Origin of the sequence: Isoptericola haloaureus, from assembly GCF_036689775.1 — a bacterium.
GTDB lineage: Bacteria > Actinomycetota > Actinomycetes > Actinomycetales > Cellulomonadaceae > Isoptericola > Isoptericola haloaureus.
On record NZ_JBAGLP010000110.1, the window covers coordinates 146,091 to 160,221 of the forward strand.

A 14,131-nucleotide genomic window follows, 5' to 3' on the forward strand; every position below is an offset into this window, starting at 1 on the left:
GGGATCGCCGGACCGACCCGGACCCGACCGTGCGCCGGGGCCTCCGCCGTCGAACCCGGACCGCACGACGTCTGGACCGCCATGAAGGACTGGCCTTTCGACAACGTGGCTCCCTCGACCGAGCCGGTTCCCGTTTTCGCCCACGTGAGCGACGACCCCACCGTCGGCGCCTCGGCCGGCACCGCCGCCGGTGGTGCCGGGACGCCGGGTGACGCGACGGGCGACGCCACCCCGACGCGCCGTCGCCGACGCCGCTGGCCGCTCGTGACCGCCGTGGCCGCGCTCAGCCTCGTCGTGGCGGGCGGCGTCTCCGCCGCCGTCGTCGAGCAGCTGCGCAAGGACGTCACCCTCGACGTCGACGGCCGCCTGACCACGGTGACCACGTACGCCGACACCGTCGACGACGTGCTCGCCGAGGAAGGCGTCCGCGTCGGCGACAACGACGAGGTCACGCCCGCCGTCGACGGCGAGCTGCGCGACGGGGCCGTCGTCCAGGTGCGCTACGGCCGCCAGCTCACCGTCGAGACCGACGGCGAGCAGCGGGACGTGTGGGTCGCGGCGCTCGACGCCGACGAGGCGCTCGCCGACTTCGCCGAGCGCGCCGACCAGGTGCGGCTGCTGCCGTCGCGGTCCGCCGAGCGGGCCACGCTGCCGATCCGCCTCGACGCCGACCAGCCGGTCACGCTCGTCGTGGGCGGCGAGGAGACGGTCGTCGACGACGGCGCCGTCACCCTCGAGGAGCTGCTCGCCGCCGAGGGCGTCGAGCTCGACGCGGACGACCGCGTCCACGTCGAGCAGGTCGAGCCCGCCGACGGGTCCGAGCCCTCGGTGCGGGTCGTCGTCCAGGTCGTCGACGTGAAGAAGGTCGACAAGACCAAGAAGGTCGACTTCGACACCGTGACGAAGACCGACCCGGACCGCTACGTCGACGAGGGGTCCTACGTCGCGACGAAGGGCTCGAAAGGCGAGCGGACCATCACCTGGGAGGTCACCCGGGTCGACGGCGAGGTGACGAACCGCGAGAAGCTCTCCAGCAAGGTCACGACGAAGCCGGTCGACAAAGTCGTGGTCGAGGGCACCAAGGAGCGTCCCGAGCCGGAGCCCGAGCCGGCTCCGCAGCCCGCCGACACCGGCAGCTCGTCGTCCTCCTCCTCCGGGTCGTCCGGCTCGAGCTCCTCGTCCGGCGGCTCCGCGCCGTCCGGCTCGGTCTGGGCCGCGCTGGCGCAGTGCGAGTCCGGCGGCGACCCCACGACCAACACCGGCAACGGGTACTACGGCATGTACCAGTTCTCGCTGTCGACCTGGCAGGCGGTCGGCGGGACCGGGCTGCCGTCCGACGCCTCGGCCGCCGAGCAGACGAAGCGCGCGCAGATCCTGCAGTCGCGGGCCGGGTGGGGCCAGTGGCCGCACTGCGCCGCGAAGCTCGGGCTGCTCTGATCCGACTCGAGGCTCGGTCGACGAGGGCCGGTCGGCGTCGCGTTCACGCGCCCCAGGGGGCGCTCCACTTCGGGGATGACGACGCCGGCCGGCCCTCGTCGACCGAGCCTGTCGGTTCCTCGTCCCCGGGCTGCCGCGTCACCCGAGAGGGGCGGGGCGGTGGATCTGACGGTGACGGAACCGGGGTGTGCAGGGCCTGTGAAAGAGCGGTGACCCCTGCCCCGGATGTGACGTAGACCCTCTTGCCACGGATCACGGAATGGTTACGGTCGAGCGTCGTTGCATGACGAACGATGAGTCCTGCTGTACAGCGCGGCCCGCAGGGGGCCGGCCCCACGCACGAACTTGGAGCTGTATGACCTCCGTGCCCGAGAACCTCGAGCCGCAGCCGACCACGGCCGAGACCCGAGCCGTCACCCGCACGCACCGGGTCCGTCGTCGGCGGACCCTCATCGCCTCCTTCACCGTCGGCGCCCTCGCCCTCGGTGTCGGGTCCGCGGTGGGTGTCTCCCAGGCCCACAAGACCGTGACGCTCGACGTCGACGGCGAGACCCGGTCGGTCGGCACCTTCGCCGGCGACATCGAGGGCCTGCTCGCCGAGCAGGGCGTCGAGGTCGGGGACCGCGACGTCGTCGCCCCGGCCGCCGCGACCTCCCTGCACGACGGGAGCGACGTCGTCGTGCGCACCGGCAAGCAGGTGGCCATCCAGGTCGACGGCGAGGAGTCGTCCACCTGGATCAACGCCGCCGACGCCAACGAGGCGCTGAACCTGCTCAGCCAGCGCGGCAGCGAGGTCCACCTCGTCGCGTCGCGCTCCGAGGACCGTGCGGCGCTGCCGCTGGACGTCCACGACGGCCAGGACGTCGCCGTCGTCGCCGACGACGAGATCGAGGTCGTCGACGGCTCCGAGGACCTGAACGCCGTGCTCGGTGCCGCGGACGTCGAGATCGACGCCGACGACATCGTCACCGTCACCGACGCCGCGACCGCCGACGTCACGGCCAAGGAGCTCCCCGAGGACGCCGAGATGCCGGCCGTCGCCGCCGTCGTCCAGCGCGTCGACGTCGAGCGGGTCACCAAGACCAAGACGATCGAGCGCGAGGTCAAGGTCAAGCAGAGCGACGACCGCTACGAGGACCTCGACCCGAAGGTCAAGAAGAAGGGCCGTGACGGCTCCCGCACCGTCGTGCGCGAGATCACCACGATCGACGGCGAGGAGGTCTCGAACGAGAAGATCACGTCGATGGTCACCAAGGAGCCGAGGACCCGCGTGCTGGTCGAGGGCACCAAGCCGCGCCCCGAGCCGGAGCCGGAGCCGGAGCCCGAGCCCGCGACGTCGTCCAGCTCCTCCAGCTCCTCGAGCTCGGGGTCGTCCGGGTCGAGCACGTCCTACTCGGGCTCCAACCGCCAGATCGGGCAGCAGATGGCCGCCGCCCGCGGCTGGACCGGCTCGCAGTGGTCCTGCCTCGAGTCGCTGTGGACCAAGGAGTCCAACTGGTCGCACACCGCCGCCAACCCGTCCTCGGGCGCCTACGGCATCCCGCAGTCGCTGCCGGGGTCGAAGATGGCCTCGCACGGCGGGGACTGGCAGACGAACCCGGCCACCCAGATCGCCTGGGGCCTGGACTACATCGCCGGCCGCTACGGCACGCCGTGCGGTGCCTGGAGCCACTCGCAGGCGAACAACTGGTACTGAGCCGACTGGTACCCACACCCCTGGTCGGGCGATACTGCCGCCCATGACCAACACCCCTGGCGCCCTGCTCGGCCCTGCGGAGATCCGCGAGCTGGCAGGGCGCCTCGGCGTCCGCCCCACGAAGACGCTCGGGCAGAACTTCGTGCACGACGGCGGCACGGTACGCAAGATCGTCCGTGCCGCCGGCGTGCAGCCCGGCGACCGGGTCGTCGAGATCGGGCCCGGGCTGGGGTCGCTGACGCTCGGGCTGCTCGAGGCGGGCGCCTCGGTCGTCGCCGTCGAGATCGACCCGGTGCTCGCCGGCCAGATCGCCGAGACGGTGCACCGCCACGCTCCCGACGCGGACTTCGAGGTGGTCACCGCCGACGCGCTGGACGTCACCGACCTGCCGGGCGCGCCGCCGTCGGCCCTCGTGGCGAACCTGCCCTACAACGTGGCCGTGCCGGTGCTGCTGACCTTCCTCCAGCGCTTCGCGTCGTTGCAGTCGGTGCTCGTGATGGTGCAGGCCGAGGTCGCCGACCGGCTCGCCGCACCCCCCGGGTCGCGCACGTACGGGGTGCCGTCGGCCAAGGCCGCCTGGTACGGCGCCGCCCGGCGCTCGCTGAACGTCTCGCGGCACGTCTTCTGGCCCGAGCCGAACGTCGACTCGGCCCTCGTGGCGATCGAGCGCCACGACCCGCCGGTCACGACGGCGACGCGCGAGCAGGTCTTCGCCGTCGTCGACGCCGCCTTCGCCCAGCGCCGCAAGACGCTGCGTGCCGCCCTGTCCGGGATCTTCGGGTCCGGTGCCACCGCGGAGGAGGCGCTGCGCGCCGCCGACGTCGACCCACGGCTGCGTGGGGAACGTCTCTCGATCGCCGATTTCGCCCGGATCGCCGAGCACCTTCCGGCCGCTGCTGGCACGGTGGACGGGTGACCAGTCTCGCTGCCGCCCCGTCGCCGTCCGTCCGCGTCCGAGCGCCGGGGAAGATCAACCTGTCCCTGCGGGTCGGTCCGGTCGAGGAGGACGGCTACCATCCGCTGGTCACGGTGTTCCAGGCGGTGGCCCTGCACGAGGAGGTCACGGCCACCGAGGTCGCCGACGGCGTGGGTCTGTCGCTGACGGTCGACGGGCCGCAGGCCGACCGGGTCCCCCTGGACGCGTCGAACCTCGCCTGGCGGGCGGCCGAGGTGCTGGCCGAGCACGTCGGCACGTCGCCGGACGTCGCCCTGCACCTGTCCAAGGGGGTCCCCGTCGCGGGCGGCATGGCGGGCGGGTCCGCCGACGCCGCCGCCACCCTCGTCGCGTGCGACGCGCTGTGGGGGGCCGGGCTGTCCCGGGCCGAGCTGTCCGGGCTGGCGGCCCGGCTCGGCTCCGACGTGCCCTTCGCGCTGCTGGGGCACACCGCCGTCGGCACGGGCCGCGGGCACCTGCTGACCCCGGCGATGTCCCGCGGCGAGTTCCACTGGGCGTTCGCCACGCGGGACGAGGGGCTGTCGACCCCGGCGGTGTACGGCCGGTTCGACGAGATGTACGGGACGACCGCCCCGCCGGTCGACGTCGCCGACGACAACGGCCTCATGCAGGCCCTGCGCGCCGGGGACCCGACGGCGCTCGGGGCGGCGCTGCACAACGACCTCGAGCCGGCTGCGCTCGACCTGCGCCCCGAGCTGGAGCGCACCCTGGAGATCGCCCGCAACGGCGGTGCGCTCGGGGCGATGGTGTCCGGTTCCGGGCCGACGGTCGCCGCGCTGGCCAGGTCGCGCCAGCACGCGCTGGCGATCGCGGCGACCTGGACCGCCGAGGACGCCGCCGACGCGGTGTGGTGCACGACGGCGCCGGCCGCGGGGGCCCGCGTCCTCTGACACCGCCCCGCGAGGTAGGCAACCTCCCACCGAGGTAGGCAACCTCAGGCCGAGGTAGGCAACCTTCCGCCGAGGTAGGCAACCTCCTCGCGAGGTAGCGCTCGGCGCGGAAGAACCGGACCGGACGTCAGTGCGGGAGCGGCGCCAGCGGCGTCCCGTCCGCGGCGCGTCCGACCAGGACGACCGGACTCGGGGCCGGCCACTCGCCGTCGTCCTCCCACGACGGCAGCACGCTCAGACCGGCGTCCAGCTCGATCGTGCGTCCGCGCGTCTCCACGGCGACCTGCGCGACCTGCGGCGATGCCGCCACGATCAGGTCGACGGTGAGCTCCTCGGCGTCGCGGACCACCCAGTCCGCGGCCAGCGGCGGAAGGGCCGTCCCGTCCGCCGTCGACGCGGCGGGGCCGCGCCCCAGCGGGTAGACCCAGGGATCGCCCACCCACGGATCGCCGTCCCCGGGTGCCAGCACCGCTGCGGTCACGGCCCACCAGGCGTCGTCGGTGTCGTCCGGCTGCACCTGCGCGCCGACGACGGCGACGGACCGGCCGTCGTCGAGCGACTCGGCGCCCCACACCTCGGCCCGGACAGGCGTTCCCGGGGCCCGTTTGCGCGCCGCCTGCTCGGCGTCGGCCAGCGCGGACCACGTCGAGGGAGCGTCCGGACCCGTCAGCGCCTCCCACAGACCGGTCCCGTCGGTCTCGATCGTCGTGCCCGTCGAGGTCACCAGCCGTTCCGGGGTCGCACCGGTGGCAGGGGCCCGCAGGGCGTCGAACGGAGCGCTGACGAGCAGTCCGTCGTGAACCGGTCGTTCCCCCACGGGCGATCCCGTGGACGCGGAGACGACCTCGATCTCTGCCGGTCCGGCCCCTGACGAGCCGTCGCTGTTCGCGGCGAGCAGGAAGACGCCCTCGCCGGGGTGCAGCGCCGCGCCGTCCAGGGACGGGGCGATCCCGTCGCCGACGACGGTGAAGTCGTCGTCGCGGGCGCCGTCGTCCTCCAGCTTCGCGATGAGCAGGGCCGTGCGGTCCCCGGCACGCAGCACCACGGCGCGTGCCGTCTCGAGGAGGTCGGGCCGTTCGGGGACGTCGAGCGCGAACTCGTAGCGGAGGTGGCCCATCAGCATGCCGGCGGGGAGGTCACCGGCCCAGAGCAGAGAGATCGGCTGCGCGTCCGACGGCGGCTCCTCGCGGCCCCCGGTGGGCTCCGCGCGCCACACGTCGGCGGCGGCCTCGGCCTCGGCGGCCCAGTCGCCGGAGTCCACCAGGTTGCCGCGGGCCGGGTAGCCCTCCAGCTCGGACAGGGTGACCGGCCGGTCCACGGGGTCATCGTCGAGCGCGGCCCACGCGGCCCACGCGGCGCCCGCGGCGCCGAGGGCCACCACGGCCAGGGCGGTCGCTATCAGTACGTGGGGCAGAGGGAAGCGCGGTCGGGACGCGGGGGTGCCCCGCTCAGACATGCTTGCGCAGCCACGCCAGGGTCGGCGCGAACCGGTAGTGCTGACCGCCCTCGTGTCCGTTGTACGGGTAGACGTCGATCTCCCGGTCGGTGCCGCCCCACGCGTTGAACGCCGCGTACACCGTCGACGGCGGGCAGATCGTGTCCATCAGCGCGACGGAGAACAGGCCGGCGGCCCGGGCGCGCCGCGCGAACGCGACCCCGTCGAGGTACGACAGCGTGCGCCAGGCGGCGTCCTCGTGCTCCCGGTGCACCGCGAGGTACCGCGTGATCTCGGCGTAGGGATCGGCGTCGGTGATCTGGACGGCGCGCCGGAAGTGGCACAGGAACGGCACGTTCGGCGCCGCGGCCACGACGTCGGGCAGCAGGCCTGCCACGGCGATCGCGATGCCGCCACCCTGGCTGGTCCCGGCCACGGCCACTCGCGCCGGGTCGATCCCGTCGATCTGCCGCACGGCGTCCACGGCCCGCACGCCGTCGGTGAAGACGCGCCGGTAGTAGTGCTCGGCCGGGTCGAGGATGCCGCGGGTCATGAACCCGGGGGAGGCGGGGCCGTGTCCCACGGGGTCGGGGGTGTCGCCGCCGGAGCCCCAGCCGGACCCCTGCCCGCGGGTGTCCACGACCAGATGCGCGAGCCCTGCGGCCGCGAAGCCGAGCTGTTCGTGCGGCAGCCCGCGGCCCCCGCCGTAGCCGACGAACTCCACGACGGCGGGCAGCGGGCCGTCGACCCGGGCCGGCCGGACGAGCCACGCCTTGATCGGGTGTCCGCCGAACCCGGGAAACGTGACGTCGTCGACCGTGAGCTCGGTCAGCCCGGAGTCGACCCGCTCGATGCGCACGTCGTCGCCGAACCCGCGCGCCTCGGCGATCGTGCCGGACCAGAACGCGTCGAAGTCGCCGGGCTCGTCGAGCGTCGGACGGTACTGCTCGAGCTCGGACAGAGGCAGGTCGAACTGGGCCATGCGGGGGTTCTCCTGGGTGCGGACGGCGGCGTCGCCCCCGAGGGTAGCGGCCCGCGGTGTCGTCCTGCCCCACCCGGCCCCGTCGAGCGTCTCTGTTCCTCAGGAATCACGGCGCCGTTCCTGAGATTCAGAGACGCTCGACGGTGAGGGTGGGGCGACGCGCGGCGACTACCCTGTTCCGGTGGCACATCTCCTCGGCGCGGACAGCATCTCGCTGACCATCGGCACCCGCACCCTGCTCGACGACGTCTCCCTCGGGCTCGACGACGGCGACCGGATCGGCGTCGTCGGACCCAACGGCGCCGGCAAGTCCACCCTGCTGCGGATGCTCGCCGGGACGGCCCTGCCCGACGACGGCCGCATCACCCGGGTGGGCGGCTCGCGGCTCGGCATGCTCGACCAGCGCGACGACGTCCCCGAGGGCGCGACGGTGCTCGACCTCGTGCACGGCGACGACGAGACGCACGAGTGGGCCTCCGACCCGCGTGTCCGCGCCGTGCACGCCGGGCTGCTGGCCGACCTCGACCTGGACAAGCCGGCCACCACGCTGTCCGGCGGCCAGCGCCGTCGTGTGGCCCTGGCGCACCTGCTCGTCGAGGACCCCGACGTCCTGCTGCTCGACGAGCCCACCAACCACCTCGACGTCGAGGGCGTGGCCTGGCTCGCCGAGCACCTGAGGAACCGGTACGGCCGCCCCGGTGCGACGGGCGCGCTCGTGGTGGTCACCCACGACCGCTGGTTCCTCGACGCCGTCTGCTCGCGGATGTGGGAGGTCCGCGGCGACGGTTCCGGCGCCGTCGACGGCTACGAGGGCGGCTACGCCGCCTACATCCTGGCCCGCGCCGAGCGCTCCCGGCAGGCCGCTGCGGCCGCCGAGAAGCGCAACAACCTGCTGCGCAAGGAGCTCGCCTGGCTCAAGCGGGGTGCACCGGCGCGCACGTCCAAGCCGAAGTTCCGCGTCGAGGCGGCCCAGACCCTCATCGCCGACGAGCCGCCGCCGCGCGACCGGCTCGAGCTGACGCAGATGGCCACCAAGCGGCTCGGCAAGGACGTCCTCGACCTCGAGGACGTCACCGTGCGCGTCCCGCTGCCCGACGGCGGGGAGCGCACCCTGCTCGACGACGTCACGTGGCGGCTCGGGCCCGGCGACCGGTACGGCGTCGTCGGGGTCAACGGAGCCGGCAAGACGACGCTGCTCGCCCTGCTGGCCGGACGCCGCGACCCCGAGGGCGGCCGGGTGCGGCGCGGCAAGACGGTCGAGGTCGCCGAGCTGACCCAGGAGGTCACCGAGCTCGACCAGGTCGGTGACCTGACCGCGGTGCAGGTCGTCGACCGGGAGAAGCGCACCGTCGTCGTGGACGGCAAGGAGCTCACCGCCGGCCAGCTCACCGAACGGCTCGGGTTCACCCGCGAGCGCGCCCACACCGTGGTGCGCAACCTCTCCGGCGGGGAACGTCGCCGGCTGCAGCTCCTGCGCCTGCTGGTCTCCGAGCCGAACGTGCTGCTGCTCGATGAGCCCACCAACGACCTGGACACCGACACCCTGGCCGCCGTGGAGGACCTGCTGGACGGCTGGCCCGGCACCCTGATCGTCGTCTCGCACGACCGCTACCTGCTGGAGCGGGTCTGCGACCGGCAGTGGGCCCTGCTCGGCGACGGGGCGCTGCGGGACCTGCCGGGCGGGGTCGAGCAGTACCTGGAGCTGCGACGTGCCGGTGCGGGGGCGTCGGGCGACGTCTCGTCGCCGGGTGCTCCTTCCGCAGCCGGCACGCCCGGTGGGTCGGACGGTGGTGCAGCGCCGTCGGCCGCGGAGCAGCGGCAGGCCAAGAAGGCCGTGCAGCGCCTGGAGAAGCAGCTCGCCCGGCTGACGCAGGAGGAGGCGCGCCTGCACGAGCAGATGGCCGCGGACCCCACGGACTTCGAGGCGACGGCCCGGCTCGACGCACGGCTGCGCGAGCTCGCCGCCGAGAAGGACGACCTCGAGATGCAGTGGCTGGAGGCCGCCGAGCTCGTCGAGTGAGCCTCCCCGCGACGACGCCTGTCCCGGTCGTGCGGGAATCGGGCAGGTGAAACCCGCACGACCGGGACGCGCGAGCGTCAGACCGCTGTCCGGCCGCGGATCACGGCACGGTGTAGCCCGCGGCGCGGAACAGCTCGTACCACTCGGCGCGGGTGAGCGGGATGTCCGACCCCTGGGCAGCACCGGCGACGCGCTCCGGCGTCGTGGTGCCCAGCACGACCTGCATCCCGGCCGGGTGGCGGGTGATCCAGGCCGTCGCGATCGCGATGGCCGGTACGTCGTACTTCGCGGCCAACCGGTCGATGACGGCGTTCAGCTCGGGGTAGTTCTCCGAGCCGAGGAACACGCCGGTGAAGAACCCGGCCTGGAACGGCGACCAGGCCTGCACGGTGATGTCGTGCAGGCGGCAGTAGTCGAGGAGCCCGCCGTCGCGCCCGGCGGACTGGTCCAGTCCGGCCATGTTGGCGGCCACGCCCTGCGCGACCAGCGGTGCGTGGGTGATCGAGAGCTGGAGCTGGTTCGCGACGAGCGGCTGGCGAACCGACTTCTTGAGCAGCTCGATCTGGCCCGGCGTGTGGTTGGAGACGCCGAAGGAGCGCACCTTGCCGGTCGACTCCAGGTGGTCGAAGGCGCGGGCGACCTCGTCGGGCTCCACGAGGGCGTCCGGGCGGTGCAGCAGCAGCACGTCCAGGTAGTCGGTGTCGAGGGCCTTCAGCGACTCCTCGACGGACGACACCAGGTGGTCGAAGGAGAAGTCGAAGTACGGGCCCTCGCGGACGATGCCGGCCTTGGACTGGATGGTCAGCTCCTCGCGCTGCGAGGGCGTGAGCTGCATGGCCTCGGCGAACCGGCGCTCGCAGCCGTGCAGCGCGTCGCCGTAGACGTCGGCGTGGTCGACGAAGTCGATGCCGGCGTCGCGGGCGGTGCGCACGAGCTCGCGGACGGCGTCGTCGTCCATCTGCTGGATGCGCATCAGGCCGAGGACGACGTTGGGGACCTGGCGGCCGCTGGTGCCGAGGGGGACGGTCTTCATGGGTGGATCCTCCGGGTGGTTCAGTGGTCGGAGAGCTCGGCGAGCTCGTCGGCGGTCAGCTCGAGGTCGACGGCGCGCGCCGAGTCCTGGATGCTGGTCGGTCGCGAGGCGCCGGGGATCGGCACCACGACCGGGGCGAGGGACAGCTCCCAGGCGAGCGTCACCTGCTGCGGGCTGACGCCGTGGCGCTCGGCCACGCGGCCGAACGCCGCGTGCGCCGTGCCGACGTCGGCGGCCCGGGCGATGCCGCCGAGCGGCGACCAGGGCAGGAAGGCGACCCCGAGCTCGGCGCAGTGCTGCAGCTCGCCCAGGCTGGAGCGGAACGCGGGGGAGAACTGGTTCTGCACGGACGCGAGCCGTCCGCCGAGGATCTCGTTCGCCTCGTCGATCTGGGCGACGTTCGCGTTGGAGATGCCGGCCTGCTGGATCACGCCCTCGTCGAGGAGATCGACCAGCGCGCCGATCGACTCGGCGTAGGGCACCGACGGGTCGGGCCGATGGAACTGGTACAGGCCGATCGCCTCGACACCGAGGCGCTGCGCGGAGGCCTTCGCCGCGGCCTTGAGGTACTCGGGCCGGCCGTCCTGGGTCCAGGTGCCGTCGCCCGGGCGCAGGTGCCCGCCCTTGGTCGCGACGAGCACGTCGGAGGTGTCGCCGCCCCAGGTGCGCAGCGCCTCGGCGATCAGCTCCTCGTTGTGCCCGACCTCGTGGGCGTCGCGGTGGTAGGCGTCGGCGGTGTCGACGAGCGTGACGCCGGCGTCGAGCGCCGCATGGACGGTGGCGATCGCCCGGTCCCGGTCGGGGCGTCCCTCGATGGACAGGGGCATGCCGCCGAGCCCGATCGCGCTGACGGAGCGGTGTCCGATGGTGCGTGATTCCACGGTTCTCCTTGTCTCGACTGTGATGACGACGATAGGAAGTGAGCGATGATGAGTCCAACGACTTGAACTCATACCGTTCAGAACCAGGAGTGATCAATGGAGCTGCGGCAGATGGAGTACCTGGTGGCGGTGGCCGAGGAGGGCCACTTCACGCGCGCCGCCGCGCTGTGCGGGGTGAGCCAGTCCGGGCTGTCCGCCGCGATCCGGAACCTCGAGAAGGAGCTCGGCGCGTCCCTGTTCGACCGCACGACCCGCCAGGTCGCCCTCACCGACGCCGGCCGGGCCCTGCTGCCGTTCGCCCGGCAGATGCTCGCCCAGGCGTCGGCCGGCCGCGACGCCGTCGTGCGCGCCAGCCACCAGCTCTCGGGCCGGCTGCGGATCGGGTCCGAGCAGTGCCTCGGTGTTCTCGACGTCGGGCCGCTCCTGGAGCGGTTCCGGCTGCGCTACCCGCTGGTGGACGTGCAGTTCACGCAGGCGGGTTCGCGCGAGCTCGCCACCCAGGTGCGTGCCGGCGACCTCGACGTGGCGTTCCTCGCCACGACCCAGCACCTCGGCCCCCTGCGCCGCCTCGAGCTCGGCCGCCGTCCCGTCGTCGGTCTCGTGCACCCCACCGACGACCTGGCCCGCGCGGCGCAGGTGTCGTGGGAGGACCTCGCCGTGCGGGACTTCGTCGACTTCCGCGAGCCGTGGGCCATCCGACAGCTCGTCGACGCCGCCTTCGCCGACCGGCACCTCGAGCGTCGCGTCCGCATGAGCGTCGACGACGTCCACACCCTGCTCGACTTCGTCCAGCGCGGCCTCGGGGTCGCCGTCGTGCCCCAGCACGTGGCCGCGAAGCCGCAGGCCGCAGGTCTCGCCGTCCTCGACCTGCCGGACGGCGGGGCCCCGGAATGGGTGGTCTCGGCGGTCTCGGCGCCCACGGCCGAGCCGGCCGCGCTCCGGCTGCTGGAGCTGCTCGGTGAGGCGAACCTCGCCGTCGCGCGGGCGGCGTGACTACCGGCTCGGTGCGGTGGCGACGCGCGGCGGTCCCGCAGCCATCCACAGCGCCACGGTCATCGCCACCAGCAGCGCGGTGAGCAGGGCGAGCGGCGCCGTCCACCCTCCGGTCGCCTCGTACACGGCCCCGAGCGCGATGGGGGCGGTCGCGCCGCACGCGTAGCCGCCGGTCTGGACGACTGCGGAGGTGCGGCGGGCCGTGGCCACCGACGGCGACCGCCGGGCCACGAGCGTGAAGATCACCGCGAAGATGCCGCCCTGGGCCGCGCCGGCCAGGCAGACCCCGACCCACCACAGCTGCGGGACGAGCAGCAGCGCCACCGGCAGGGTGAGCCAGAGGACGCACTGGACGGTCGCCACGGTCCGCTCGGACAGGCGCCCGGCCAGGCCGAGCGGCACCAGGAACGCCCCGACGACGGCGGCGAGCTGGAACGGGGCAGCTCCGCTGCCCGCGGTGGCGGCGTCGAAGCCGAGCCGGTCGGCGAGGATCGTCGGCAGCCACGTCGACATCGCGTAGTACCCGGCGGTGTGCCCGGCGAAGGCGATCGCGAGCAGCACGGCGAGCCCGCGCTGCGCCGTCGCCCGCTGACGCTCCTGCGCACGGGTGTCCGACGTCGGCACCCCGTCGTGGCGGCGCGACAGCGACCGGCCGGCCGGGACCCAGGCGACCAGGGCGACCGCCGCGAGCACGCCCCATCCGGCCAGCGCCCACTGCCAGCCGAACGCGACGGCCAGCGGGACGGTGAACACCGTCGTCAGGGTGGACCCGGCGTTCATGGTGGCGGTGTACGCACCGGTCACGCCGGCCGCACGGCGCCGGAAGTCCCGGGTGATGATCACCGGCACGGAGACGTTGCCGAGCGTGATGCCGATGCCCAGGACGGCGGTGCCGACCAGGGCCGCCCCGACGGAGCCGCTCGAGCGCAGCAGGGTGCCGACCAGGATCGCCAGCAGCCCGACGACGAGCGCACGTTCCGGGCCCCAGCGGCCCACCAGCACCGCGGACGCCGGGGTGCACACCGCGAACGTCAGCACCGGGATCGACGTCAGGAGCGCGACGCCGGCCGAGGACATCCCCAGGCCGGCCGCGACCTGGTCGATCACCGGGGCCAGTGCGGTCAACGGTGCGCGCAGGTTGAGCGCCACGAGCAGCAGCGCGGCCAGGACGAGCCCGCCGGCGCCCGCGGCGAACGCTGTCGCCCGGTCCGTGCCGCCGTCGCCCGTGCCGCCGTCGCCCGTGCCGCCGTCGCCCGTGCCGCCGGCGGGGCTACTCATCGAACTGGGCGCCGAGGGTGCGCAGCAGGGCGGCGAGCCGGGGGCGTTCCTCCGCCGGCAGGGCGTCGAGGACCTGGGTCTCGACGTCGAGCAGGTCGCTCATGGCCGCGTCCACGCGCGAGCGTCCGGCGCCGGTCAGCCGCACGAGCACGCCCCGACGGTCCTCGGGGGAGCGGTGCCGCTCGACGAGGCCGCGCTCGGCGAGCCGGTCGATCCGGTTGGTCATGGTGCCGCTGGTGACCAGGGTCTGGGCGACCAGACGGCCCGGCGACAGCCGGTACGGCTCGCCGGCGCGCCGCAGCGCGGACAGCACGTCGAACTCCCAGGTCTCGAGGTCGTGCCGGGCGAACGCGCCGCGCCGTGCCCGGTCGAGGTGACGGGCCAGCCGACTGATGCGTGAGAAGACGGTCAGGGGTTCGACGTCGAGGTCGGGGCGCTCGCGCTGCCAGGCGGCGACGATGCGGTCGACCTCGTCACCGGGGTGCGTGCTCTCCATGCCCCGAGACTAACGCTGGTCTCTCGATGTCAAGA

Annotated in this window: 12 protein-coding genes; 6 read left to right on the top strand and 6 right to left on the bottom strand. The window is 73.8% G+C overall.

Annotated elements, in window-relative coordinates:
* Positions 1 to 144: 144 nt before the first annotated feature.
* The 4 genes from V5O49_RS04565 (at position 145) to V5O49_RS04580 (ending at position 4,978) form a co-directional block, all read left to right on the top strand.
* Positions 145 to 1,437: a transglycosylase family protein gene (locus V5O49_RS04565; protein WP_332901193.1), complete on the top strand. Its 1,293-nt coding sequence runs from the start codon at positions 145 to 147 to the stop codon at positions 1,435 to 1,437.
* A 355-nt stretch (positions 1,438 to 1,792) separates the two neighbouring features.
* On the top strand, positions 1,793 to 3,133 hold the full coding sequence (locus tag V5O49_RS04570; RefSeq protein ID WP_332901194.1) for an aggregation-promoting factor C-terminal-like domain-containing protein: 1,341 nt from the start codon (positions 1,793 to 1,795) through the stop codon (positions 3,131 to 3,133).
* A gap of 43 nt (positions 3,134 to 3,176) precedes the next feature.
* Positions 3,177 to 4,049, top strand: a complete 873-nt coding sequence (gene rsmA / locus V5O49_RS04575; RefSeq protein ID WP_332901195.1) for a 16S rRNA (adenine(1518)-N(6)/adenine(1519)-N(6))-dimethyltransferase RsmA — start codon at positions 3,177 to 3,179, stop codon at positions 4,047 to 4,049.
* The gene (locus tag V5O49_RS04580; RefSeq protein WP_332901196.1) at positions 4,046 to 4,978 is read left to right on the top strand and encodes a 4-(cytidine 5'-diphospho)-2-C-methyl-D-erythritol kinase; all 933 of its coding nucleotides are present in this window, start codon (positions 4,046 to 4,048) and stop codon (positions 4,976 to 4,978) included. Before rsmA ends, V5O49_RS04580 begins: the two co-directional genes overlap by 4 nt.
* Positions 4,979 to 5,105: 127 nt before the next feature.
* On the opposite strand, the gene V5O49_RS04585 is transcribed toward V5O49_RS04580, so the two are convergent.
* A complete protein-coding gene (locus V5O49_RS04585) occupies positions 5,106 to 6,296 on the bottom strand; it encodes a serine/threonine-protein kinase (RefSeq protein WP_332901197.1) in 1,191 nt (396 codons plus the stop codon).
* 130 nt (positions 6,297 to 6,426) lie between these two features.
* The gene (locus V5O49_RS04590) at positions 6,427 to 7,395 is read right to left on the bottom strand and encodes an acetylxylan esterase (RefSeq protein ID WP_332901198.1); all 969 of its coding nucleotides are present in this window, start codon (positions 7,393 to 7,395) and stop codon (positions 6,427 to 6,429) included.
* A gap of 181 nt (positions 7,396 to 7,576) precedes the next feature.
* On the opposite strand from V5O49_RS04590, the gene V5O49_RS04595 reads away from it, so the two are divergent.
* On the top strand, positions 7,577 to 9,415 hold the full coding sequence (locus V5O49_RS04595) for an ABC-F family ATP-binding cassette domain-containing protein (protein ID WP_332901199.1): 1,839 nt from the start codon (positions 7,577 to 7,579) through the stop codon (positions 9,413 to 9,415).
* Between the two features lie 100 nt (positions 9,416 to 9,515).
* On the opposite strand, the gene V5O49_RS04600 is transcribed toward V5O49_RS04595, so the two are convergent.
* Together V5O49_RS04600 and V5O49_RS04605 are read right to left on the bottom strand one after the other, a co-directional pair.
* Positions 9,516 to 10,448 (bottom strand): aldo/keto reductase, encoded by a 933-nt coding sequence (locus tag V5O49_RS04600; RefSeq protein WP_332901200.1) that lies wholly within the window; start codon positions 10,446 to 10,448, stop codon positions 9,516 to 9,518.
* Positions 10,449 to 10,468: 20 nt separating this feature from the next.
* Positions 10,469 to 11,329 carry an aldo/keto reductase gene (locus tag V5O49_RS04605; RefSeq protein WP_332901201.1) on the bottom strand — a complete coding sequence of 287 codons (861 nt, stop codon included), beginning with the start codon at positions 11,327 to 11,329 and terminating at the stop codon, positions 10,469 to 10,471.
* A 96-nt stretch (positions 11,330 to 11,425) separates the two neighbouring features.
* Between V5O49_RS04605 and V5O49_RS04610 the strand changes: the two genes are divergently transcribed.
* Positions 11,426 to 12,322 carry a LysR family transcriptional regulator gene (locus tag V5O49_RS04610; RefSeq protein ID WP_332901202.1) on the top strand — a complete coding sequence of 299 codons (897 nt, stop codon included), beginning with the start codon at positions 11,426 to 11,428 and terminating at the stop codon, positions 12,320 to 12,322.
* On the opposite strand, the gene V5O49_RS04615 is transcribed toward V5O49_RS04610, so the two are convergent.
* Positions 12,323 to 13,600 (bottom strand): MFS transporter, encoded by a 1,278-nt coding sequence (locus tag V5O49_RS04615; protein ID WP_332901203.1) that lies wholly within the window; start codon positions 13,598 to 13,600, stop codon positions 12,323 to 12,325.
* Positions 13,593 to 14,096, bottom strand: coding sequence for a MarR family winged helix-turn-helix transcriptional regulator (locus tag V5O49_RS04620; protein ID WP_332901204.1), 504 nt, complete (start codon positions 14,094 to 14,096; stop codon positions 13,593 to 13,595). The genes V5O49_RS04615 and V5O49_RS04620 overlap by 8 nt, the downstream gene beginning before the upstream one ends.
* Positions 14,097 to 14,131 lie beyond the last annotated feature (35 nt).